Annotated in this window: 16 protein-coding genes, 1 tRNA gene and 1 pseudogene; 17 read left to right on the top strand and 1 reads right to left on the bottom strand. The window is 53.8% G+C overall.

Features of this window, described 5'->3' with window-relative positions; genetic code table 11:
- Nucleotides 1–95: 95 nt before the first annotated feature.
- The 11 genes from dnaG (at nucleotide 96) to trbL (ending at nucleotide 13,430) form a co-directional block, all read left to right on the top strand.
- Nucleotides 96–2,063 (top strand): DNA primase, encoded by a 1,968-nt coding sequence (gene dnaG, locus ABEH28_RS21255; protein ID WP_192173114.1) that lies wholly within the window; start codon nucleotides 96–98, stop codon nucleotides 2,061–2,063.
- Between the two features lie 67 nt (nucleotides 2,064–2,130).
- Nucleotides 2,131–3,975 (top strand): RNA polymerase sigma factor RpoD, encoded by a 1,845-nt coding sequence (rpoD, locus tag ABEH28_RS21250; RefSeq protein ID WP_192173115.1) that lies wholly within the window; start codon nucleotides 2,131–2,133, stop codon nucleotides 3,973–3,975.
- Between the two features lie 134 nt (nucleotides 3,976–4,109).
- Complete coding sequence (locus ABEH28_RS21245) at nucleotides 4,110–7,358, top strand: EAL domain-containing protein (protein ID WP_346631006.1); 3,249 nt, start codon at nucleotides 4,110–4,112, stop codon at nucleotides 7,356–7,358.
- A 15-nt stretch (nucleotides 7,359–7,373) separates the two neighbouring features.
- A tRNA-Ile gene (locus tag ABEH28_RS21240) sits at nucleotides 7,374–7,450 on the top strand.
- Nucleotides 7,451–7,577: 127 nt separating this feature from the next.
- Entirely contained in the window at nucleotides 7,578–8,663 is a 1,086-nt protein-coding gene (locus ABEH28_RS21235) for a site-specific integrase (protein ID WP_346631005.1), read from the top strand.
- 285 nt (nucleotides 8,664–8,948) lie between these two features.
- Complete coding sequence (locus ABEH28_RS21230; RefSeq protein WP_346631004.1) at nucleotides 8,949–9,167, top strand: DNA-binding protein; 219 nt, start codon at nucleotides 8,949–8,951, stop codon at nucleotides 9,165–9,167.
- A 4-nt stretch (nucleotides 9,168–9,171) separates the two neighbouring features.
- On the top strand, nucleotides 9,172–10,074 hold the full coding sequence (locus tag ABEH28_RS21225) for a helix-turn-helix domain-containing protein (protein WP_346631003.1): 903 nt from the start codon (nucleotides 9,172–9,174) through the stop codon (nucleotides 10,072–10,074).
- 9 nt (nucleotides 10,075–10,083) lie between these two features.
- Entirely contained in the window at nucleotides 10,084–10,320 is a 237-nt protein-coding gene (locus ABEH28_RS21220; RefSeq protein WP_346631002.1) for a TraK family protein, read from the top strand.
- A 337-nt stretch (nucleotides 10,321–10,657) separates the two neighbouring features.
- Nucleotides 10,658–11,032: a conjugal transfer transcriptional regulator TraJ gene (gene traJ / locus ABEH28_RS21215; protein WP_346631001.1), complete on the top strand. Its 375-nt coding sequence runs from the start codon at nucleotides 10,658–10,660 to the stop codon at nucleotides 11,030–11,032.
- A 42-nt stretch (nucleotides 11,033–11,074) separates the two neighbouring features.
- Entirely contained in the window at nucleotides 11,075–11,830 is a 756-nt protein-coding gene (trbJ, locus tag ABEH28_RS21210) for a P-type conjugative transfer protein TrbJ (RefSeq protein WP_346631000.1), read from the top strand.
- 205 nt (nucleotides 11,831–12,035) lie between these two features.
- The gene (gene trbL, locus ABEH28_RS21205; RefSeq protein WP_346630999.1) at nucleotides 12,036–13,430 is read left to right on the top strand and encodes a P-type conjugative transfer protein TrbL; all 1,395 of its coding nucleotides are present in this window, start codon (nucleotides 12,036–12,038) and stop codon (nucleotides 13,428–13,430) included.
- Nucleotides 13,431–13,760: 330 nt separating this feature from the next.
- Here trbL and ABEH28_RS21200 read toward each other — a convergent pair whose 3' ends face one another.
- Complete coding sequence (locus ABEH28_RS21200) at nucleotides 13,761–13,994, bottom strand: hypothetical protein (protein ID WP_346630998.1); 234 nt, start codon at nucleotides 13,992–13,994, stop codon at nucleotides 13,761–13,763.
- A gap of 228 nt (nucleotides 13,995–14,222) precedes the next feature.
- Here ABEH28_RS21200 and ABEH28_RS21195 point away from each other — a divergent pair, with 228 nt between their 5' ends.
- From ABEH28_RS21195 to ABEH28_RS21170, 6 genes and pseudogenes are all read left to right on the top strand, one after another.
- On the top strand, nucleotides 14,223–14,459 hold the full coding sequence (locus ABEH28_RS21195; protein ID WP_346630997.1) for a hypothetical protein: 237 nt from the start codon (nucleotides 14,223–14,225) through the stop codon (nucleotides 14,457–14,459).
- A gap of 616 nt (nucleotides 14,460–15,075) precedes the next feature.
- On the top strand, nucleotides 15,076–17,874 hold the full coding sequence (locus ABEH28_RS21190) for a DEAD/DEAH box helicase family protein (RefSeq protein WP_346630996.1): 2,799 nt from the start codon (nucleotides 15,076–15,078) through the stop codon (nucleotides 17,872–17,874).
- Between the two features lie 15 nt (nucleotides 17,875–17,889).
- Nucleotides 17,890–19,608 (top strand): N-6 DNA methylase, encoded by a 1,719-nt coding sequence (locus ABEH28_RS21185; protein ID WP_346630995.1) that lies wholly within the window; start codon nucleotides 17,890–17,892, stop codon nucleotides 19,606–19,608.
- Nucleotides 19,605–21,065: a restriction endonuclease subunit S gene (locus ABEH28_RS21180; protein ID WP_346630994.1), complete on the top strand. Its 1,461-nt coding sequence runs from the start codon at nucleotides 19,605–19,607 to the stop codon at nucleotides 21,063–21,065. The genes ABEH28_RS21185 and ABEH28_RS21180 overlap by 4 nt, the downstream gene beginning before the upstream one ends.
- Nucleotides 21,062–22,840, top strand: a pseudogene (locus ABEH28_RS21175) (restriction system-associated AAA family ATPase). Before ABEH28_RS21180 ends, ABEH28_RS21175 begins: the two are co-directional and overlap by 4 nt.
- Nucleotides 22,840–23,928, top strand: a complete 1,089-nt coding sequence (locus ABEH28_RS21170) for a hypothetical protein (protein ID WP_346630993.1) — start codon at nucleotides 22,840–22,842, stop codon at nucleotides 23,926–23,928. Before ABEH28_RS21175 ends, ABEH28_RS21170 begins: the two are co-directional and overlap by 1 nt.
- Nucleotides 23,929–24,070 lie beyond the last annotated feature (142 nt).

Below are 24,070 nucleotides of genomic sequence, written 5' to 3'. Positions count from 1 at the left end.
GGCCGCGTTGACCCGTCTACACTGACCAAGCAACCGTCGTTACGGTTTGGATTCGCCACGATCTTTCTGGCGGGGCGCCTGATGATGAGAACGCCATGGCCGGACTGATTCCCCAAGGTTTTATTGACGACCTCCTGAACCGCACCGACATCGTCGATGTTGTCAGCTCACGCGTTCAATTAAAAAAGACCGGCAAGAACTTCAGCGCCTGTTGTCCTTTTCATAAAGAGAAGACACCGTCGTTCAGCGTCAGCCCGGACAAACAGTTCTATTACTGCTTCGGCTGTGGCGCGGGTGGCAATGCCCTCGGCTTCATCATGGACCACGACAACCTGGATTTCCCCCAGGCCGTCGAAGACCTGGCCAAAGCCGCCGGGATGGAAGTCCCACGCGAACAAGGCGTCAAAGGGCAAAAGCCCAGGCAGCCTACCGATTCGCCGCTCTACCCCCTATTAACAGCCGCCGCCGACTACTATCGCGCTGCGCTGAAGAGCCATCCAACGCGAAAATCTGCGGTGGAATACCTGAAAGGCCGTGGCCTGTCAGGCGAGATTGCCCGGGACTTCGGACTCGGCTTCGCCCCTCCTGGCTGGGATAACCTCTACAAACACCTTAGCAGCGACACCCTTCAACAGAAGGCGATGATCGATGCCGGCCTGTTGATCGAAAACGCCGAAACCGGCAAACGCTACGACCGCTTTCGCGACCGGGTGATGTTCCCCATTCGCGACAGTCGCGGCCGTGTTATCGCATTTGGCGGGCGGGTACTGGGCGACGACAAGCCCAAATACCTGAACTCTCCTGAAACCCCGGTGTTTCATAAGGGTCAGGAGTTATACGGTTTATTCGAAGCTCGCAAATTTAACCGTAACCTGGACGAGATTATCGTCGTCGAAGGCTACATGGACGTTATTGCGCTGGCCCAACAAGGCTTGCGCAATGCCGTTGCGACGCTGGGTACGGCGACCAGTGAAGAGCATTTGAAGCGGCTGTTTCGCGTGGTACCGAACGTGTTGTTCTGCTTTGACGGTGACCAGGCTGGCCGAAACGCCGCCTGGCGTGCGCTGGAAGCGACGATTCCCGGTTTGCAAGACGGCCGACGCGCGAGGTTTCTGTTTCTGCCCGAAGGAGAAGATCCCGACACTCTGGTGCGGGCCGAAGGTACCGACGCATTCAAGGCCAGGATCAACCAGCACGCACAGCCGCTGGCCGACTATTTTTTCGAGCAACTGACCAAGGAGGCCGACCCGCGCTCCCTGGAAGGCAAGGCACACATGGTAACGCTGGCCGCGCCACTGATCGAAAAAGTGCCGGGCGCGAATTTGCGTGAGCTGATGCGTCGACGCCTGAAAGAGATCACCGGACTGGACACCGCTGCAGTCAGCCAGTTGATGCAGTCTGCTCCGGCGGAAGCCCAGCCCAGCTACGATCCGGGCTTTGATTACGACGCCGTGCCCGATTACGGCGATTACCAGCAGCACGATTATCAGGCGCAACAGGAATGGACACCGAGCGCGCCGGGCGGTCAGCAGAAGAAATGGGACAAGAAGCCGTGGGACAAAGGCAAGAAATGGGACAAGAACGGCAAGCGTCCTGATTTCGAACCTCGCGGGCCACGCACACCGGCGACGGTTGAGCCGCCGGCGTTGACAGCACTCAGAACGTTGCTGCATCACCCTGAACTGTCAGCGCAGGTCGCCAACGCCAGTACGTTCGCCGATGAAGAGAATGTGTATTCACAGCTTCTGGTGGCCCTGATCGACGCTACACAGAAAAACCCGAAGCTGCGCACGATGCAGTTGATTGCCCGCTGGCATGGCACCGATCAAGGACGATTGCTGCGTCAACTGGCGGAAAAGGAATGGCTGATCTCGGCCGATAACCTTGAACAACAGTTTTTCGACACTATAACTAGCTTGTCTGCCCGCCAACGCGAGCGACATCTGGAGCAATTGATCAGGAAGGAACGGCAGTCAGGCCTGAGCGCGGAAGAAAAAGTTCAGCTGCTCAACCTGTTAAATCGCAAAGTTCCTGCACAAACCCCGACCTCAACTGGCGTGTGAGGTCATAGCTCGGGTATAATCCCCGGCTTGTTTTTTGCCCGCCAAGACCTTCAGTGGATAGGGTGTTATGTCCGGAAAAGCGCAACAGCAGTCTCGTATCAAAGAGTTGATCACCCTGGGTCGTGAGCAGAAGTATCTGACTTACGCAGAGGTCAACGACCACCTGCCTGAGGATATTTCAGATCCAGAGCAGGTGGAAGACATCATCCGCATGATCAACGACATGGGGATCCCCGTACACGAGAGTGCTCCGGATGCGGACGCCCTTATGTTGGCCGACGCCGATACCGACGAGGCAGCCGCTGAAGAAGCCGCTGCTGCGTTGGCTGCGGTGGAGACCGACATCGGTCGCACGACTGACCCAGTGCGCATGTATATGCGCGAAATGGGTACCGTCGAGCTTCTGACACGTGAAGGCGAAATTGAAATCGCCAAGCGTATCGAAGAAGGCATCCGTGAAGTGATGGGCGCCATCGCGCACTTCCCTGGCACGGTTGAGCACATTCTCTCCGAGTACACTCGCGTTACCACCGAAGGCGGTCGCCTGTCCGACGTTTTGAGCGGATATATCGACCCGGATGACGGCATAGCGCCGCCAGCCGAAGTCCCGCCGCCGGTAGATCCCAAGGCCGAGAAGGTCGAAGGGGCTGACGACGAGGAGGACGACGCTACCGACGATGAAGAGGACGAGGTCGAAAGCGGCCCGGATCCAGTCATCGCCGCCCAGCGCTTTGGTGCCGTTTCAGACCAGATGGCAATCGCCCTCAAGGCGTTGAAAAAGCACGGTCGTGGCAGCAAGCAGGCCAACGCTGAACTGCTGGCTCTGGCCGAGCTGTTCATGCCGATCAAGCTGGTTCCGAAACAGTTTGAAGGTCTGGTTGAGCGCGTCCGCGGTGCCCTTGAGCGTCTGCGTGCCCAGGAACGCGCCATCATGCAGCTGTGTGTTCGTGATGCACGCATGCCGCGCGCCGACTTCCTGCGCCAGTTCCCGGGCAACGAAGTTGACCAGAGCTGGACCGATGGGCTGGCCAAAGGCAAAAGCAAATACGCTGAAGCCATTGGTCGTCTTCAGGCCGACATTCAGCGTTGCCAGCAAAAGCTGACCGCGCTGGAAGAAGAAACCGGCCTGACCATCCTGGAAATCAAGGACATCAACCGTCGGATGTCGATCGGTGAGGCCAAGGCCCGCCGCGCGAAGAAAGAAATGGTTGAAGCCAACCTGCGTCTGGTGATCTCGATCGCCAAGAAGTACACCAACCGTGGCCTGCAATTCCTCGATCTGATCCAGGAAGGCAACATCGGTTTGATGAAGGCGGTGGACAAGTTCGAATACCGTCGTGGTTACAAGTTCTCGACGTACGCCACCTGGTGGATTCGTCAGGCGATCACTCGCTCGATCGCTGACCAGGCACGCACCATTCGTATTCCGGTGCACATGATCGAGACGATCAACAAGCTCAACCGCATTTCCCGTCAGATGTTGCAGGAAATGGGTCGCGAACCGACGCCGGAAGAGCTGGGCGAACGCATGGAAATGCCTGAGGACAAGATCCGCAAGGTGTTGAAGATCGCGAAAGAGCCGATCTCCATGGAAACGCCGATCGGTGACGACGAAGATTCCCACCTGGGTGACTTCATCGAAGATTCGACTATGCAGTCGCCAATCGATGTCGCCACGGTAGAGAGCTTGAAAGAAGCGACGCGCGAAGTGCTGTCGGGCCTCACCGCCCGTGAAGCCAAGGTTCTGCGTATGCGTTTCGGTATCGACATGAATACTGACCACACCCTTGAGGAAGTCGGTAAGCAGTTCGATGTAACCCGTGAGCGTATCCGTCAGATCGAAGCCAAGGCGTTGCGCAAGCTGCGTCACCCGACGCGAAGCGAACACCTGCGTTCGTTCCTCGACGAGTAAGCGACGCGTCATACCAAAACCCCCGGCATTGCTGGGGGTTTTGCGTTTTAAGGAATAAATTTTCGGCACAGTGCCACTGTTGTCCAGCCCGGCTACACTCGTTTGATTCTTACCAATGAATCACCGAGGCTGCCATGATTTGGATGCCGGCCATTGCTCTCTTATGCTTGCTTACCCCCTCTGCAGTCTCCGCCCAGGCATTGCTTCACAACGAAGATGAAGGGCAAGCGATGCGGCAAGGGTTACAGTCCACCGAAGACGCCCAATCCAGAAATCCAGTCGATATAAACCAAAACTTATCCACTCCCCTGCTCAGCGACCGATTTGTCGGTGTCAATCAGGCGCGCCCATCAGAACGACACAACGACCTGACGGATTCGTCAGCCGCATTGCCGGCAGGTATCCATGCCAGCGAACGCAGCAAGCTCTGGCACGAGTTCTTGCTGATCGGACTGCCCGGGCTGCTGGTGCTGACAACGGTGCTGGCCATTGTGGTGCGGGTCAACCGTCGCCTCAGCTCGGAAATTTCCCGCCGGATCGCGCTGGAACAAGAGCTGCGCAGCAGCGAGTACCACTATCGCGGGATGATCGAGAGCCTTTCGGCCATCGCATGGGAAGCCAACACTCACGACTACTCCTACAACTACGTCTCGCCCCATGCGCAGGAATTGCTGGGGTATCCGCTGCACCAATGGCGAAGGCCCGGATTCTGGCGCAGCATCGTTCATCCCGAGGACATCGACTACGCCCAAGCCTACTGCGACCGTGAGGTGGCGGAAGGCAATGATCACAGCGTCGATTACCGAGTCCTGAGCGCCGACGGCAGGGTGGTCTGGATTCGCGATATCGTGAGCATGATCGGCTGTGGCCGAGAGCCCGTGATGCGCGGGCTGATGATCGACATCAGCGAAGCCAAGCAGACCGAAGAAGCGCTGCGCCTGTCGGAAGGGAAGTTCGCCTCGGTGTTCGCGCAATGCCCTGACATGCTGGTGATCGCGCGCCTTTCCGATGGCTGTTTTCTGGAGGCCAATCCGGCATTTGCCGAGCAAATTGGCGTCAGCCCGGCCGACGTTGTAGGACGCGTGCCCTCCGAGCTGAATATCTGGGGCATTCCCGACATCGGCCACAGTCTGCTGCAACGCCTTCAAAGGGGCAGCATACGCAATCTGGAAATGCCGTTTCGGCGCAGTGATGGCCGCCTGTTCACCGGGCTTCTGTCAGCCGAGCCCTTTGATCTGGACTCCACGGCCGCAGTGGTTCTGGTGGTGAGGGACATCACGCCGCTCAAGGAAGCCCAGCAACAGCTGCAAATGTCCGAAGAGAAATTTGCCAAGGCCTTCCATTCTTCGCCAGACGGACTGCTGATTACACGGCAAAACGACGGGTTGCTGGTGGAGGTTAACGACGGTTTCAGCCGGATCACCGGTTATCACAGCTCGCTGTCCGTAGACCGTACCACCCTCGACCTGGGCATCTGGGTAGACCTGAACGAGCGACAGCAACTGCTTGAGCAATTGAACCGCGACGGCTTTGTGAAGGACTTCACCAGCCACATTCGTCGAAGGGATGGTCAGATCCGCCTGTGCGAGATTTCCGCGCGACCGCTGCCGATTGCCGGTGAGGATTGCATGCTCACCATCGCGCGCGACATCACCGACCGCCACCAGATGCAGGAGAAACTGCAACTGGCCGCGACGGTATTCGAGAGCACGGCGGAGGGTGTGTTGATCACCGACACCCGACAGCGGATCAATGCCGTCAACCGCGCCTTCAGCGAGATCACCGGCTACAGCGAACAGGAAGCCCTCGGCGAGACACCGCGTCTCCTGGCGTCCGGATTCCACGACAGCGCGTTCTACGCCGCCATGTGGTACCAACTGACGGCCGAAGGTCACTGGCAGGGCGAGATCAGCAACCGGCGAAAAAATGGTGAGATCTACCCGAGCTGGCTGACCATCAGTGCCGTGCGCAATCGCGATAAATTCATCACCCATTTCGTCGCGGTGTTCGCTGATATTTCCAGCCTGAAACAGGCCCAGGCACGGCTGGATTATCAGGCGCACCACGACCCGCTGACCGGCCTGCCAAACCGGACACTGTTCGAAAGCCGACTGCACGCCGCGCTGATTCACTCAAGAGCGGCTTACAGCCTCGGCGCGGTGTTGTTCCTCGACCTGGATCGCTTCAAGCACATCAATGACAGCCTCGGTCACCCGGTCGGCGATCTGCTGCTGAAAAGCATTGCGGTGCGCCTGAAGGAGAACCTGCGTGACATCGACACCGTCGCGCGACTCGGAGGCGACGAGTTCATTATCCTGTTGCCGGGCCTGCAAAATCCGACTGACGCCGAAGTAGTCGCCACCAAGCTGCTCAACAGCTTTTCAGCGCCGTTTCAAGCGGGCGAACACGAGTTCTTCATGAGCACCAGCATTGGCAGCGCGCTGTTTCCCACAGACGGCGCGGACGTCGCCACGCTGATCAAGAACGCCGACGCGGCGATGTATCGTTCGAAGGCCAAAGGTCGTAACCGCGTCGAGCACTACACACGCGATCTGACCGCTCAGGCCAGCGAGCGAGTCGCCCTGGAGCACGAACTGCGGCGCGCCATCGAGCGTAACGAGTTAACCCTGTCCTACCAGCCCAAGATCAGCCTGCTGACACACCGACTGGTCGGCGCCGAAGCGCTGATACGCTGGTTTCACCCCACGTTCGGCGATGTCCCACCTGAGCGGTTCATCCCGCTGGCAGAAGAAAACGGCATGATCCTGCAGATCGGGGAATGGGTGCTCGATACGGCCTGCCAGCAATTGCATGCGTGGAACCAGTGCTACGACATGTCCGGCCCGTTGTCAGTGAACCTTGCCGGCGCCCAGTTACGTCAGACCGATCTCGTCAACAAGATCGAACGACTGCTGCTCCAGCACGAGCTGCAGCCAGGGTGTCTGCAACTGGAGATCACCGAGAACTTCATCATGTCGCAGACCGAGGAAGCGCTTTCAGTCCTGCATCGCCTGAAAACACTCGGTGTACAGCTGGCGATCGACGACTTCGGCACCGGCTACTCTTCGCTCAGTTACCTCAAGCGCCTGCCGCTGGACATCCTCAAGATCGACCAATCGTTCGTGCGCGGTTTGCCTGATGACCCCCACGATGCAGCGATTGTCCGCGCCATCATTGCGCTGGGCCGCAGCATGCAGCTGACAGTCATCGCAGAAGGCGTCGAAACCCTCGAACAGCAGCAATTCCTGGCGGACGAGGGCTGCGAACAAATCCAGGGCTACCTCGTCAGCCTCCCCCTGCGCGCGGAGGAATTCTGCACGACATTTCTTCGTACAACCGTTTCAGACGTTTCGGATAGCACAGCGCGTAAACCGTCGTTATAATCCGCGGCCTACTGAGGGCCTATAGCTCAGTTGGTTAGAGCAGGGGACTCATAATCCCTTGGTCCACGGTTCGAGTCCGTGTGGGCCCACCATACTCAAAGCCGCGCACTGCGCGGCTTTCGCGTTTCTGGGTGGTTCTGCACAAATACAGTCCTATGGTCCAAAGGTACAAAATCGGTACAGTGCTGGTGCGCCAGTACACCTTTGGAGTCCTCTCAGATGGCAACACTAGTCAAAACCCCTTCCGGCACTTGGAAGGCTTTGATCCGCAAAACCGGCTGGCCAACAGTGGCGAAAACCTTCCGCACCAAACGCGATGCGGAGGACTGGTCGCGTCGCACCGAAGACGAAATGGTGAGGGGTGTGTATATCCAGCGCACCGGCTCCGAGCGCATGACGCTGGAGGCAGCCCTCAAGCGTTACTTGAGCGACATCACCCCCACCAAGAAGCCCACTACTCAGCGTGGCGAAACCTCGAAAGCCAAGAAGCTCATCGAGCACCTGGGCAAATATTCACTAGCTGCCCTATCCGCTGAAATCATCGCAGGCTACCGCGACAAGCGCCTGAACGAGCCCAGTCGTGGTGGGACCATCAGCAACAATACCGTGCGACTCGAACTGGCCCTATTGAGTCACTTGTACACCGTAGCGATTCAGGAATGGGGTTTAGGTCTAACGTTCAACCCGGTACTGAACATTCGCAAGCCAAGCCCAGGGGAAGGCCGCAATCGTCGTCTGTCGCCCAACGAAGAGCGCCGGTTGCTTGCCGCCGTCAATAACCATAGCAACCCCATGCTCGGCTGGATCGTTGGTATCGCTCTGGAGACCGGTATGCGCTCAACGGAGATAGCGTCACTCCGGCGACCGCAGGTTGATATAGAACGACGTATTGTGAAGCTGACAGACACCAAGAACGATTCTCACAGAATCGTACCGCTTAGCAAACGTGCTGCGGAGCTTTTCAAGACAGCAATCGCGAATCCCACACGACCAATTGACTGCAACCTGGTGTTCTTTGGAGAGCCTGGCAAGGACAACAAACGGCGGCCTTACACGTTCACCAAAATATGGAGAACACTCGTAAAAAAACTGGAGCTGCCTGATTTCAGGTTCCACGATCTAAGACATGAGGCGGTGAGCAGATTGGTCGAAGGTGGACTTTCCGATCAGGAGGTATCTGCAATCAGCGGGCATAAATCAATGCAGATGCTAAAGCGCTATACACACTTACGAGCTGAAGATCTTGTTAAGAGAATAGACAAAATCAAAAAGCCGAAGCGAGAAACTTTAGCTAAACCTCTGTAACTTCCGGCTCATTGCAAAGCGTGCTTTAGATATAGCGAAAACTTTAAAGATTTTAGCGGCTAAAATTCCTTCATCGATCTCTGAGGACAGGGCCGTACAGCAAGCCTTGCAAAAAATCCCAAGAGGAAATACCAAAGAAAACCAACCGATATAACGAACATTTAAAAATAGAACCATTGAAAACATTAGAAATTTTTAAGAAACCTTACAAAACTTAAAAATAACCTTTAAAACTCCGCAAAACTTACTTAGGATTATTCGGAAACCAAACAACTGAGCAAAACTATGACTACTGAAGAAGCGTTGCTTGCGAGATACGACGGAGCCCCCTTGCTGTCCATAGATCAACTCGCAGAAATCCTGCTGCGAAGCAAAGACGGCCTACGTCTAAGTCTTGGTGGAGACAATGAGGTTTCGAGAATGCTATTGCCGTGCAAAGTAAAAATCGGACGGCGCATTTATTTCCGAACCGCCGACATTGCCAAAGTCATCGACCAAGGTTAGAGACATGCCGACTTCTCTGATAGTGGATAGGAAAGCTTCATCTAGGAGCTTTACGAAAATCCCCAACCATATCATCAGCGACCCGCAACTGAGCTTGAAAGCAAAAGGGCTGATCACCGCGCTCCTATCACTACCACCGAACTGGCAGCTAAGCGTGGAGGGACTAGCGAAACATCACCGAACAGGAATTTCAGCGATCCGGTCTGCAATAAAAGAGCTTGAAGAGTCGGGGTATTTGAAATCTAAAAGAAAATACGGTGCCGGCCGTAAATTTTCGGGCTACGAATGGCACCTAACCGACCTACCAGAAGGCCGTGAGGTACAACATCCAAGCCAAGAAAAACCATATATGGAAAATCCACCTATGGAAATCTCAGCTTCGGAAAAAGAGAAGCTAATAAATACTAACAATACAAAAAAACTCAAAAATAAAAAGACTACTACACCTGGAGCTCAGCAAACGGCAACCGCTGTCCACGACCTGCGCATCGCCGCTCCATTGCTCACCGAGACGAGAGACCAAATTTTGAGAGCCGTGCAGCAGGTTGAGCCAGCGGATCGCCAACGGATGCTCGACGATCTGTCCGCTGCGATCAAATCAGGAGCAATCAAGACAACGGCTGTGCGTTGGTTCCACGGGGTGATTAAACGCTACCAGGAAGGGGCTTATAACTTTAAGCCGGTGACGCCACCGTCAGTTCCACCAGACCACGCAATCAGGGGCGCTGCCCTTTCCCAAACGTCAACCAAAGACGGCCCCTCAAGTGTCAAGCGCAGCGAGCCATCCAGCGTAGGATTAGAGCACCTGGGTAAGCTAAAGCGAATTAGGAGCAACTCCCACCCATTAGACGAGTGTTGTATGACAGATGAGGGGCGCACTTCAAACCAAGACAACCCAAACGCTTAGGAGGGAGTCATGAAGTCATTAAGCCAAAGAATTGCGGAATACGTCATCAAAAACACCATTCCAGATTCTCCATCAGCACGTCATGCCGTGATAGTTATCAATCAAGCTCAGATCAGAGAAGCTCTCAAAGAGGGAAACTCATTGCTTAAAATCTGGGAAACATTGAGCGAAGAAGGCGTAATCAAGTTTGACTATCAAGCGTTTCGTAGGCACGTCCGTAAACTCATAACGAAACCAAACCGGTAACCTGCCGACGCAGCCAGTGGCCGTCGAAACATCGTTGTTCCACCGTTGTTTCAATGAACAATCTTATTTTGAGGCGATATCCGCATGAACAACCTCGTGTTTTTGACGATCATTTATCGATTAATCGATAAATGAACGCTTTTGCTCAGCTTCAGCCAGAGGTGTAGATCAAACAAAAGATGATGAACTGTGGGGCAAGATAGGTGAAGTTAGCCAACCGACAAGTCGGTTAGCTAACTTCACTCTCGCGTATTCGCGCCTGCGGCACTCAATGCTGTCTTGCTCTGCGAGGCCGGTCGCTACCGCGACTTTAGGGACACCACAAGGAAACTAACAAATGAACTCCAACAAACAGCAGGAACACACCCGAAAATATGGGAAGCATCTTCGAGTACCCGTCTTACCTGGCGAGGAGCAAAAAATTAAAGAGAATGCAGCGCATGTAAGTCTGCCAGTTGCGGAATATCTAAGGCGATTAAGTCTAGGTTACGAAGTAAAAAGTACGCTCGACTCCGAATATGTCCTGCAACTCGTGAAGGTCAATGCAGACCAAGGCAGACTTGGTGGATTGCTGAAGCTGTGGCTAACAGATGATCCCAAGCTAGCCGTTTGCGGCAGTGATTGGACGCCCGGCGTAGTGCGAGCTCTTCTGAAGCGGATTGAAGCCAACCAAGACGAAATGCTTAGGTTGGTTCAGGCACTGAAATTTTAGCGGCTAAAAAATCCGCACTTCACTTTTCCCTCTGGAGTCCAAATGAACACGCCAAGAAGCATACGAAGAACTATTTGGCTGATCGTTGCCCTGCCCTTCCATGTCGCACTCGCCGGCATTCCGGTGATTGACGTTGCCAATACAACGCAGACGACCATCAGTGCCATCCAAAACGTCGCAGCTGTGACCAAGCAGATTGAGCAATACACGACCCAATTACAGCAGTATCAAAACATGCTGCAGAACACTGCTGCGCCTGCGGCCTACATCTGGAGCGAAGCGGACCAGACAATTTCCAAACTGCTCGCGGCGCAGGACACACTCAGCTATTACAAAACTCAAGCAGGGAGCCTAGAACAGTACCTTTCGCGCTATCAGGACTCAGCTCATTACGGCGAAGCACCCTGCATAGGTGTGGACACTTGTACGACTCAAGACCTCGAAACAATCGCGAGTGCACAGAGCCAAGCCACCACCGCCCGTAAAAAGGCAAACGACGCCCTTTTAGCCAGCGTCTCGAACCAACAGGGAACCCTGCAAGCAGATGCCGACGCCCTTGCACGCCTCCAGCGCTCGGCGACCAGCGCCACAGGCCAAATGCAGGCCATTCAATCGGCTAATCAGTTGGCGAGCGCCCAGACGAACCAACTCTTACAAATTCGCAGCCTGCTAATAGCTCAGCAAAATGCTCTCGCCACCAGCGCCCAAGTTGAAGCTGACCGTGACGCTCAAAGGCTTGCCGCTAGTAATAAAGCGCTAGCGGGTCGCAACAGCAAAAGCAGCGACAAGGAGTGGTGAAGACATGCGCCTACCTATTCGACTCATCTTCGGCATAGCGCTCGCAGTACTACTCATGAGCAGCTGCGATGCAAAGAACGACGCTAAGCGCACCGAATGCCCTGGTGCAAACGGACGGCAGTTACCGCAGAGCGGTCCTACCGATTACGCAGGCTGCGTCCTAGGGCATGGAAATACTCAAAGCACCGACCGGAAATGGTGATCCATGAAAAAACTATCCCTCATCTACCTAGTACTTATCACATTGGCGTTCAGTCATACCGCTCAGGCAGCCGGCTTGGACAGCGGAAACATGCTCAACAAAATTCTCGATAGCTTTTCAACGGTTGCTGTCACCTGGCGATCCGAGATCACTGCCAAAGCGTCATGGTTATTTTGGGGGCTAGCGTTAATTAGCATGACCTGGACCTATGGCCTGATGGCACTGAGGAACGCTGATATACAGGCTTTTTTTGCCGAAACAGTTCGCTTCTTTGGCACTTTGGGATTCTTTTGGTGGCTACTCGTCAATGGCCCCGCCATATCTTTAGCCATCATCGACACCATGCGTACCATCAGTGCAGATGCCTCAGGGCTAGGTAGTGGCTTGTCACCATCGAGCATCATCGACATCGGTTTCAATATTCTCACGAAGGTCGGGGAATCCTCGTCAGTGATGTACCCAGTAGTCACAGCGCTGATGCTTGCCGCCGCTATCGTGGTGCTGGTGATACTGGCGCTGATCGCGGTCAATATGCTCCTGTTGCTTGTATCCGCATGGCTACTCGCTTACGCAGGTATCTTCCTCTTAGGCTTTGGCGGCAGCCGCTGGACCTCGGATATCGCAATCAACTTCTATAAAACCGTGCTTGGCGTAGGCATCCAGCTTTTCACCATGACGTTTCTGATCGGCGTAGGTAAATCATTTCTAGACCAGTACTACAAGGCATTTGAGGTTGGAACGCCCGATTTGAACAGCCTCTGCGTTCTGCTTGTGGCTTCCGTGATATTGCTCACGCTGGTCAACAAACTCCCGCCCATGCTGGCGGGTATCGTCGGCACAGGTGGGCAAGCCTCTGGGATCGGCGGCTTCGGTGCTGGCGCGGCGCTGGGGGCGGCCACGATGGCGGCATCAGCAGTAGCGTCAGCGGGTAGCGCGGCATTAGCGGGAGCCAATGAGTTAGCAGGAGGCACGTCGGCCCTCAGCGCAGCTTTCAAGTCAGCTCAGGCCAATATGGAAGGCACCTCGAACGATACCGGTAGCATCATGAGTGATTCAGCTGGTGATCAGCCAACATCGAGCGCCGGAGGGTCGTCGGCTTTCGCTCATGCTATGGGCTCAGGCAGTGGACAGGAATCTGGCTACGCATCGAAAGTGGCGACTGCGGGAAGACTGGCGGCTCAAGCAGGATTGATTATTGCCGATCGTGTGGGTCACAACGTGAGTAGCCAGGCCAGTGCCGCGATTGCGGGTACGGCGGGGGGAAGGTTAGCAACAGCAATTGATGAAAGCAGCAAGAAGTCGCAAGCTGGCGACAACTCTTTGTTTGAGGGTAATAGTTTGAGCATGGGCTCGGATGAAATTTCGGACTTCGTTAACAAGAGTCCACCGCAGGATTAGGCTTCACTGGCACCGTCGCATCTTGACTGCGGCGGTCTTACCCACGACAGGCACATGAGCAGAAGAATGAAGCCCACCTCTCCAGCAGAACCGCAGTTCACTGACGAGCAGAACCATGTCAGCGCGTCCTTACCCGCATTCGTCACACGCACGACTCTTCAGTCAATTTTGCAGGCAAATGGGGTAGATACTTTGACGGAGCTTGGGACACGTAGACCTACTCCAGCGACGGCTGAACCTATGTCTTTTGAGACTCATAAGCCCAAGTAGCGACTGTCTGAATCCAAAACCTCAAGCTCAGCGATAGCTGCCAAAGCAGGGCTAGATTAATCATGCAATAGGAACCTGTTTGCTCAGTGATCGAGATACTGGCGATGGATCGGCAACCAGAGGAACCTGGCGGTCATCCTCGACCACGCATAGGGGGCCATCAATCAATTGGTCCGTTTTGGCTTTACGAAGAACGCCAGAGGAACCGCTTTCCTCAATGGCTTGCAACACGGCATCGCCCATCAGTTTCAGGGCGCTTTCACGACCTATGGAGTCAATTAGTGATTGACGCATGTCTGATAACCCCCTTGGGACAAGAACCGTCTCCGGCTACGAACTAACGGTGCAGCTCGTCAAAAGGCAGCGTAGCGTGGGCGCTCTCGAGAAACCTATCCTCACCTTCGAACTTTTCACACACGTATTCACCTTCGCGATTTCGATAGCATTAAGCAAGTTCTGTAAGATGCTGTCGATGGATCGTGTATACCGCCGGGGCACTCGCTTGCTAGCGTGCTCTGAGCCATGAAAAATAGCCCTGAGAGCACCTATCGCCAGGTCGCTAATTTCGTTTTGCTCTCGCAAGAAATCGATGAAAAGCTGCTGTCCTTCAGCCAGCCCCACTTTGACGCCGTGTGGCCGGCCATCCTCGTGCTCGACTCCGAAGATGAAGGCGGCACCGTTGGGCTCGACAAACATTACATCCCTGAAGACCTGCCACTTATCGCCTGGCGCACACGCCTTGATATCAGGCACCCATAGCTCGTCGGCATTGGTATCAAAAAATTCGCCAGCAAAGCGCGGGCTAGACCCCGCATAGATCGACGAGGCCCGCATAGATTACGCCATCGGCAATCCCTCCTCTTAGGCAGTTCACTGGTACACCGTTGTAGTCTCAACTCCGGCATGTGCGGACATTGCTAGCTATGTGCATACCAGCTTCAAAGATGGCATCCATAGCTCGCGGTAAGGGTTAGTCAGCGTATCTAACGCCATTACAAACCACCATCTGGGCGAGCTACCCAAAAAAACGCATGAGGCTTATGTCTGCAAGCGGGTGCACCATCCACCTCCGGCGCAACACTGAGATGCTTGTGCAAGAAAAGGGTACTGAGACAGGGGTGACATTGCTCTGTAGAGAGGCACGGCTAACTTGCTCAAACTTCGATCAATTTCACCCGATTACGTTAGAATCAGCAACTGGCCGTTGCGGGGGTAGCATCGCTCGATCTGTACGGGCAGACGTACCTATGACATAGATGAGCGCCCAATCCGAATAGACACCCTCCAGATACCCTTGCGGAAATCTGTAGCTCTGGGCGGTGCATCCTCAGACGGGCTGATCTCAAAATCGCTACATTGGAAGAGGCGATAAAGAATGTTTCAATCCGAAGCGCAAACAAGATCAGAGCTTGTAGACCAGCAGCTTGCGCGATCTGGTTGGAACGTCAAAGACCCTACACAGGTAGTTGAAGAGTTCGATATCTTGATCGGCTTGCCTGAAGGTGCGGCTGAACCAAGCACGACTTACGAAGCTCATCAGTTCGGTGACTACGTTTTGTTGAGCAAGGACCGCAAGCCGCTGGCCGTCATTGAGGCCAAGAAGACCAGCCGAGACGCCGCTATAGGCCGCGAGCAGGCCAAGCAATATTGCTACAACATTCAAAAGCAGCTGAGCGGCGAACTGCCTTTCTGTTTCTACACTAACGGTCACGATATCTACTTTTGGGATCTGGAAAACGCCCCGCCGCGCAAGGTAATCGGCTTTCCCACGCGCGACGATTTGGAGCGCTTCGCCTATATTCGCCGCAATCGCAAGCCGCTGACGCAAGAGTTCATCAACACTTCGATTGCAGGTCGTGATTATCAGATCCGCGCCATCCGTTCAGTACTCGAAGGCATCGAGCAGAAAAAGCGCGACTTTCTGCTGGTGATGGCTACTGGCACCGGAAAAACCCGCACCTGCATCGCCATGGTCGATGCGCTGATGCGCGCGGACCACGCCGAAAAGGTGTTGTTTCTAGTCGACCGTATTGCCCTGCGCGAGCAGGCACTGGCGGCCTTCAAGGAACACATGCCCAACGAGCCGCGCTGGCCCAATATGGGCGAAAAGCTGATTGCCACGGACCGTCGCATTTACGTTGCCACCTATCCCACAATGCTCAACATCATTCGGGATGAGGCGCAACACCTGTCGCCACACTTCTTCGATTTCATCGTCGTCGATGAAAGCCATCGCTCCATTTACAACACCTTCGGCGAAGTACTCGACTATTTCAAAACCATCACCTTGGGTTTGACGGCTACGCCAACCGATATCATTGATCACAACACATTTAAGCTCTTTCATTGTGACGACGGCCTCCCGACCTTCGCCTACACCTTCGAAGAAGCTGTGAACAACCTACCGCCTTACCTCACCAATTTCCAGGTCATGAAGATCCAGACCAAGTTTCAGATGGAGGGCATTAGCAAGCGCACCATTTCGTTGGAAGACCAGAAAAAGCTGATGTTGCAGGGCAAAGAGGTTGAAGACATAAATTTCGAAGGCACCCAGCTCGAAAAGCAAGTAATCAATAAGGGCACCAACACCCTGATCGTCCGCGAGTTCATGGAAGAATCCATCAAGGACGCCAACGGCGTGCTGCCAGGCAAGACCATTTTCTTTTGCGCCACTAAGGCGCACGCCCGGCGTATGGAAGAAATCTTTGACAAGCTCTACCCACAGCACCACGGCGAGTTGGCCAAGGTGCTGGTGTCGGACGATCCGCGCGTCTACGGCAAAAGCGGTCTGCTCGACCAGTTCACCAACAACGACATGCCACGCATCGCCATCAGCGTGGACATGCTCGACACCGGCATTGATGTGCGCGAAATCGTGAACCTCGTGTTCGCCAAACCAGTTTATTCTTACACCAAGTTTTGGCAGATGGTCGGGCGCGGCACTCGCTTGCTGGAAACCAGCAAGCCCAAGCCCTGGTGCCTTGAGAAAGATGCGTTCCTGATCCTCGACTGCTGGGACAACTTCGAGTACTTCAAGCTCAATCCCAAGGGCAAAGTACTCAAGCCGCAGTTGTCGCTGCCCGTGCGGCTGGTGGGTCTGCGGCTCGATAAGATCGAGAAGGCCAACGACAGCGGCCATGTCGACATTGCCAGTCGTGAAATCACCAAGCTCCGCCTGCAAATTACTGCGCTGCCCAAGGAATCCGTGGTGATCAAGGAGGCCGCCGCTGCCCTGGCAAGGTTAGACGACGACAACTTCTGGATCAGCCTCAGCCACGACCGGCTAGAATTCCTGCGCGCAGAAATTAAGCCGCTGTTCCGCACCGTCTCCGAGGCCGACTTCAAGGCCATGCGTTTCGAGCGCGACCTGCTCGAATATTCGCTGGCCATACTGAACGAAGACAAGGAGCAAGCGGAAATCCTCAAAGAGGGCATCGTCGAACAGATCAGCGAGCTGCCACTCTCGGTCAGTTTCGTGAAGCAGGAAGAAAACCTGATCCGCACCGCGCAGACCATCTACTACTGGGCCAATGCCGATGAAGACGCCTTCGACAATATGGTCGCCAAACTCGGCCCGCTGATGAAATTTCGAGAACAGAGCACTGGCCAGGAGCAAACCCACCTCGACCTGGCTGATGAACTGCACAAGAAGGAGTGGGTGGAATTCGGCCCGCAGCACGAGGCCGTGAGCATCACCCGCTACCGTGAAATGGTAGAAAGCCTGATTGCGGAACTGACCGAGCGCAACCCTGTGCTGCAGAAAATCAAGAACGGTGAAGTAGTGAGTGCAGATGAGTCCTGTGAGCTAGCCGATATACTCCACGAAGAGCATCCGCATATCACCGAAAACCTACTGCGCCAAGTCTATAGAAACCGTAAGGCGAGCTTTATCCAGTTCATCCGCCATATCCTGGGCATAGAAGTGCTCAGGAGCTTCCCGGACGAGGTGAGCGCGGCCTTCGCCCAATTCATCCGCGCCCACACCACGCTCAGCAGCCGGCAGATGGAGTTCCTCAACCTGCTGAAGAACTTCATCATCGAGCGCGAAAAGGTAGATAAGAAAGACCTGATCAACACCCCCTTCACGGTCATTCACCCACAGGGCATCCGTGGAGTATTCAGTCCGGGCGAAATCAAAGAAATCCTGCAGCTGACCGAACGGTTGTCTGCCTAAATATCAGGGCAACTCATGCTACAGAACAACCGCGAACTCAAAGGCAAAATCGATCTGCTCTGGGACAAATTCTGGAGCGGTGGCATCAGCAACCCGCTCACCGCCATCGAACAGATCACCTACTTGCTTTTCATGAAGCGGCTAGATGAGCTCGATCTCAAGCGCCAGTCAGACGCCGAATGGACAGATGAAAAGTACACATCCAAGTTTGAGGGTGTCTGGGTTCCACCGGAACATCGAACCAAGCTCAGTGGTCGTGAGAGCGCGACGGAGTTAGTCGAAATCCTTGCACATGACCGACACCAGTACGGCATTGATAAACGTACTCTGCGCTGGAGCGAGTTCAAGCGCATGCAGGCCGAAGAGATGCTGCAGCATGTGCAGGGCAAAGTATTTCCTTTTCTAAAAGACCTGAACGGCGCGGAGTCCAACTTCACCCATCACATGAGAAACGCAGTATTCATCATCCCCAAGCCCGCCCTGCTAGTGGAGGCGGTGAAGACTATCGACGACATCTTCGAGGTGATGGAGCGCGACTCGCGCGAGAACGGCCAGGCCTTTCAAGACATACAGGGCGATGTCTATGAAATGCTGCTGTCAGAGATAGCCACCGCTGGCAAAAATGGCCAATTTCGCACCCCCCGTCACATCATCAAATTGATGGCCGATTTGGCGCAGCCTCAACTGGGCCACAAGATCGCCGACCCGGCCTGTGGTTCCGGCGGTTTTTTGCTCGGTGCTTACCAGTACATTGTCACGCAGCTAGCCATCAATGCGGGCACAAACAACCTCACACCTGATGAAGACGGCTTCGTCCGCACCTCAGTAGCCGCAACCCTCACGGAAAAAGCTCAGGCAATTCTGGCCAGTTCACTGTGGGGGTACGACATCGACGCCACCATGGTACGCCTGGGACTGATGAACCTGATGATGCACGGCATCGACGAACCACACATTGACTACAAAGACACCCTCAGCAAGAGTTACACCGAGGAATCTGAATACGACATCGTGCTGGCCAACCCTCCCTTCACCGGCAGCATCGACAAGGGAGACATCAATGAAAATCTGCAACTGGGCACAACCAAAACGGAGCTGCTATTTGTCGAGAACATCTTCCGCTTACTCAAGAAAGGCGGCACTGCCTGCGTGATTGTGCCGCAGGGTGTGCTGTTCGGCTCAGGCGGCGCATTCAAGACCCTTCGCCAGTTGCTGGTGGAGCGCTGCGACCTCAAGGCCGTCGTCACGATGCCCAGCGGCGTGTTCAAGCCCTATGCCGGAGTCAGCACAGCCATTCTGCTGTTCACCAAGGTCTGGGGGTCGAAGGACAAAGTCACCCAGCCTGCGACCGAAAAAGTCTGGTTCTATGAGATGGCCGCCGACGGCTATTCGCTAGACGACAGACGCAGCAAGCAAGAAGGCAACGGCGACCTACAAGACATCATTGTTCAATTCCATAACCGCGATTCCTGCAGTACCGCCGCCGACACCGACCGCACGACCAAGTGCTTCATGGTACCGCGCACCGAGATTGCGAGCGAAAAAAACAACTACGACCTCTCGCATTCCCGCTACAAAACCAACGTTTTTGAGGACGTACACTACGACGCGCCGGGCGTGATTCTGGAACGTTTGATTCAGGCCGAAGTAGGTGAAGTGGATGAAATGGAACTCGCCAGGGTGCAAAGCGGCATAGTGCGCGAGCTTCTCGAATTGAAGGGGATGCTGGGATGAAGTGGTACCCCTTTTCAGAGGTTATTACAGATGCCACCTCTAAGTTTTCGAAAATCAAGGCCTCTGAATATCAGGCTCAAGGCAAATACAAAATCATTGATCAAGGCAAAGCGCCAATTGCCGGTTACACCGATGACACAAACCTTGTTAATGGCCAATTACTTCCAATATTGATTTTTGGCGATCACACGCGTGCACTGAAATATGAAAACGATCCGATTGCACTGGGTGCAGACGGTGCCAAAGCGCTTTGGGTAAATCCTGACCTGGCGCACACCCGCTACATCTACTACTACCTTCGGTCCATTCAGCTTAAAGAAGCCGGATACAGCAGGCATTTCAAATTTCTCAAACAGATTGAAATACCGATACCTTTCGAGAATAACGCCCCAGATTTTAACAACCAAATACGTATTGTACATCTGCTCGGCAAAGTGGAAGGGCTCATCGCCGTACGCAAACGAAATCTGAAGGAGCTTGATGACCTGCTTAAGAGCCTATTTTTGGAATTTTTTGGCGATCCGGTGCGGAATGAAAAGGGGTGGGAACCAACGATAATTGGGCAGCTCATCAAGGTGGCCAGTGGAAATGGCCTAGTGGCCAAAGACATGAACACCCAGGGGCCGCACAAAGTTTACGGCGGGAATGGTGTAAATGGTGTTCATTCAGAATATATGTTTGATGCGCCAACGCTTGTCATTGGACGAGTGGGGTACTACTGCGGTTCAGTGCACATCACAGAGCCAAAGTCATGGGTTACTGATAACGCGCTTTACGTTAAAAAATTTTTGAAGAGAACAGACCTCGTGTTTCTCAAACACTTGTTAGCAGCTCATGATCTCAACAAGATAGCAGGAAGGGCCGCGCAGCCGCTTGTGTCTGGTTCTCGAATATATCCAATCCCCACAATTGACGTGCCGTTTGAAAAACAACAGGCGTTTTCAGCCATCGTCGAAAAAGTCGAAGAGCTCAGATCCCGCTACCAACAAAGCTTCATTGATCTGGAAGCCCTCTTCAACACGCTGAGCCAGCAGGCATTCAAGGGTACGCTGGATTTGTCGCGTGTTCCGTTGCCGGGCATAGAACCTGAAGAAGAGAAAGCCATGCCAGTAGAACTCTTACATAATCCGTCCGCAGAAGGCTTCGCCATCCACCTACCCGACACTGAAAACTTGCTGGAGACGCTTGAGAATGCTGACGCGAGAGCGGCGTTGATCACGCAGTGGCTGGAGGCCTACCGAGGTCAACTGGGAAACACGCCGTTTTCGATACAGCACTTTATGACGGCGGCGCAAACCCGCCTAGTGGAGCGGCAACTCGACAACGATTTCGAGCTGGGCACTAATGAGTTTGAACACATCAAGACGTGGGTGTTCGAGGCACTGGCTGCTGGGAAGCTGGTGCAGGCTTTTGACGACGCAAACAACCGTATCGAACTCAAGGCTGTGCAGGTATGAAACTGCTGCGCATCAAGATCACCGACGCGGCAGGCTTTCGCAGTTTGCCCTGCGGCTTTGAACACCTTTTTCGCACCGAATGGGGACTCCAGGACGAGCTGACAGAATCCGAAGACTTCGCCCCTTTCGTATGCGCAGGCCGGAATGGCAGCGGAAAATCCAACTTGCTTGAAGCCCTGGCAGCGATCTTTTTCCAACTTGAAATTTTGCGTGTACGCCGTAGCTTCCTGCCAGAGGTACTCCAGAACGCAGGTGAGGATTTCTCGCCTGTGGCGTTCGAGTTGGACTACCTGATTCGTGTGCCAGCGGAATACATCCAGCCCGATGGTCCAGTGTGGGCCGAGGTAAGCGTCTGGAAAAAACCCGGCGAATCCGTACGTTTCCTTTGGAACAACCAAGGCGACTTCAACGCTAATGTTTACGACGCGCTTGACGGCGGCCACGCTGACATTCTGATGCCGCAATATGTGCTGGGCTACTCGTCAGGCGAAAACGAAATTCTCAGCCTGCCATTCTTCAAACTGCGCTTCGTGCAGTTCGACGAATACTGGAATTCGCTGATTCAACAGTTGAGCTATCCCGGGCACCCCGAAACACGGCTGGCCTACCTGGACAACGGATTCAGTCAGGCCATTCTGCTTTGCAATCTGCTTTTCCAAGACCACACAACACTGCAACCCTTCCGCGAAGATGTAGGTATCGAGGCGCTTAGGCAGTTTCGCATCATCCTCAAGCGGAGCATTGAGGTGCCTGCTAAGCAAGCAGCACAATTGACTTCAGGCGACTACTTCTCCCTTGGATATTCAGAGGACGGCTATTTCACAGACAACCCGGCCATATCATGGAATTCAGAGACGGGTGCCTATACAGTTAATCTAATGCGCCTTCTGGAAGGCGATGAAAGATCTTCAATAATAGAAAAGCTCAAGCGTTGCGCCACTTTGAGTTATCAAGATGACGCCACAGACACACTGACTCTCGATTATTGGGTAAATGAAGCTACCAGGAAAGCATTTAATGACAACTTCGACGGGGCGCCCCTCAACTTATTTCAAGCTTTTCAAGTGTGACTAGTATTAAATCTTCATTCGGTGAGTGACAGCCTAAAGACCGATATCTATCGATCAAAAAGTTACTACGTGAGCGAAACGGTACCTACGCTGGCCTCCGACGAACGTGCTATGCGCTTTAAGAATTTTTACTTAAAGAAGAAGGGTGTAGCCAAACCGATGCTACTCAAAGAGTTGTCGGACGGTGAGCACCAGTTATTGCACAGCCTAGGCCTATGCCTGCTATTTCGTAATACTAACAGCCTGTTCCTGCTGGATGAACCTGAGACTCATTTTAATCCAGCGTGGCGAGCGAGTTTCATCAGCCGTCTACGTGAATGCTTACAAGGACAAGCCGAAACTAGTCAGGAAATGCTAATTACCACCCACTCGCCTTTCCTGATATCAGACAGTAAGCCCGGCAAGGTAATGATTTTCGACAAAGACTTGGATAGTGGTGCCGTTAACATTGCCCATCCCGAGTACAATACGCTGGGCGCATCGATTAACAAGATTACCATGACAACTTTCGGCAAGCGCGAAACCATCGGCGGACATGCTCAGTCAATCCTCACTGGGTTACGGGAACGCTTCGAACGTGGAGAGGAGGTGTCAGCTCTAATTACCGAGCTAGATCAAGAACTTGGCGACTCGTTAGAAAAAGTATTGCTTGTCAACACCATGCTCGGCCGTGCTCCGCAGGACCGAGAGAAGGGGCAAAACTGATGTTGTTCCCTTATACCTATGTGCCACATCAAATGGAGAAGATGCAAGAGTTCATCGACTACATATTCTTTGACGTCTGGTGCAAAGCGCCATCTGTAGGTCCGTTCGGTCTGCACCTGTTCGATGGCAACGTTGAACTGCGTGAGGTGATGGAGGCATTTTACTACTCAGATAAAAAAAACGCAGACTTTTTTTATGGTCACGTCGAGAAGATCTTCAAAGGTTTTAGTAATCTAAATCAAAAACAGATTCGGCGGTTGAAATGGTGGTATTGCAGCAATAACAACATCGAACAGCTATGCGCCAACCACTCTGGAAGTCATGCAACTCGACACTCTGACATTGAGAGTAAGTTTCCCGTTATCGCTGGCGACATGCGCGCGTTCTTTGTCGGCCTCTATGACTTCGATGCTGCGGCCATGACAAAAAAAACTGGCGATATCAATGATCATTATAGGCAATTCGTAAGTACCAATAGCAATGATAAATGTCCCTTTTGCGGCATTAGCGATCTCTTGGGGAAAGACCATACCAAGCGCGAAGCATACGACCACTACATGCCGAAGTCGATCTACCCATTCAACTCTATAAACTTCAAAAACTTGGTCCCAGCCTGCCAACATTGCAACAGTAGCTATAAGAGCAGTAAAGACACGGCGTTTACCGCCAAAGACCCCTGCGGCCTGCAGGAGCGCCGCAAGGTGTTTTACCCATTTTCGACCATACCTTACACAATTAGTTTGCATGTGCTCATCCAGCACGCTGACCACGACAAGCTGACTACTGCCGACATAGGCCTAAACTTCGGCCCAGCTGAGCTGAACGAGCAAATCGAGACTTGGAAAGAAATCTATAGCATTGAAGAGCGCTATCGCGCGAAGTTATGCAGCTTAGATGCAAAGGCATGGGTCGTGGAAGTCATGGATGAATGGCGTTGGCACCAGGAATCAGCAGGTGCGGAAGGTAGAGGCCCTGAAGCGTACTTGCGAGCTGTCGCCCGCCACACAGCCAAATCACCATATACCAATGAGAATTTTTTGAAGTATGGATTTCTGCAAGCCTGTAAAGCAGCTGGAACTTTTGGTTAAAAAGTTAACGCGTACCACTATCTGCGATAGCTCCAGCCTTGGTCTATGGTAAAAACCCCTGTACCCCGAGGTACGCCAGCGGTACAGTACAGACCTTCGGTTTCTTTCACCGGATTACGCTCAACACCTTAACCTATGATGT

This window comes from Pseudomonas sp. Ps21-P2 (genome assembly GCF_039672565.1).
Classification (GTDB): Bacteria; Pseudomonadota; Gammaproteobacteria; order Pseudomonadales; family Pseudomonadaceae; genus Aquipseudomonas.
This window is presented reverse-complemented; position numbering and strand designations above follow the sequence as displayed.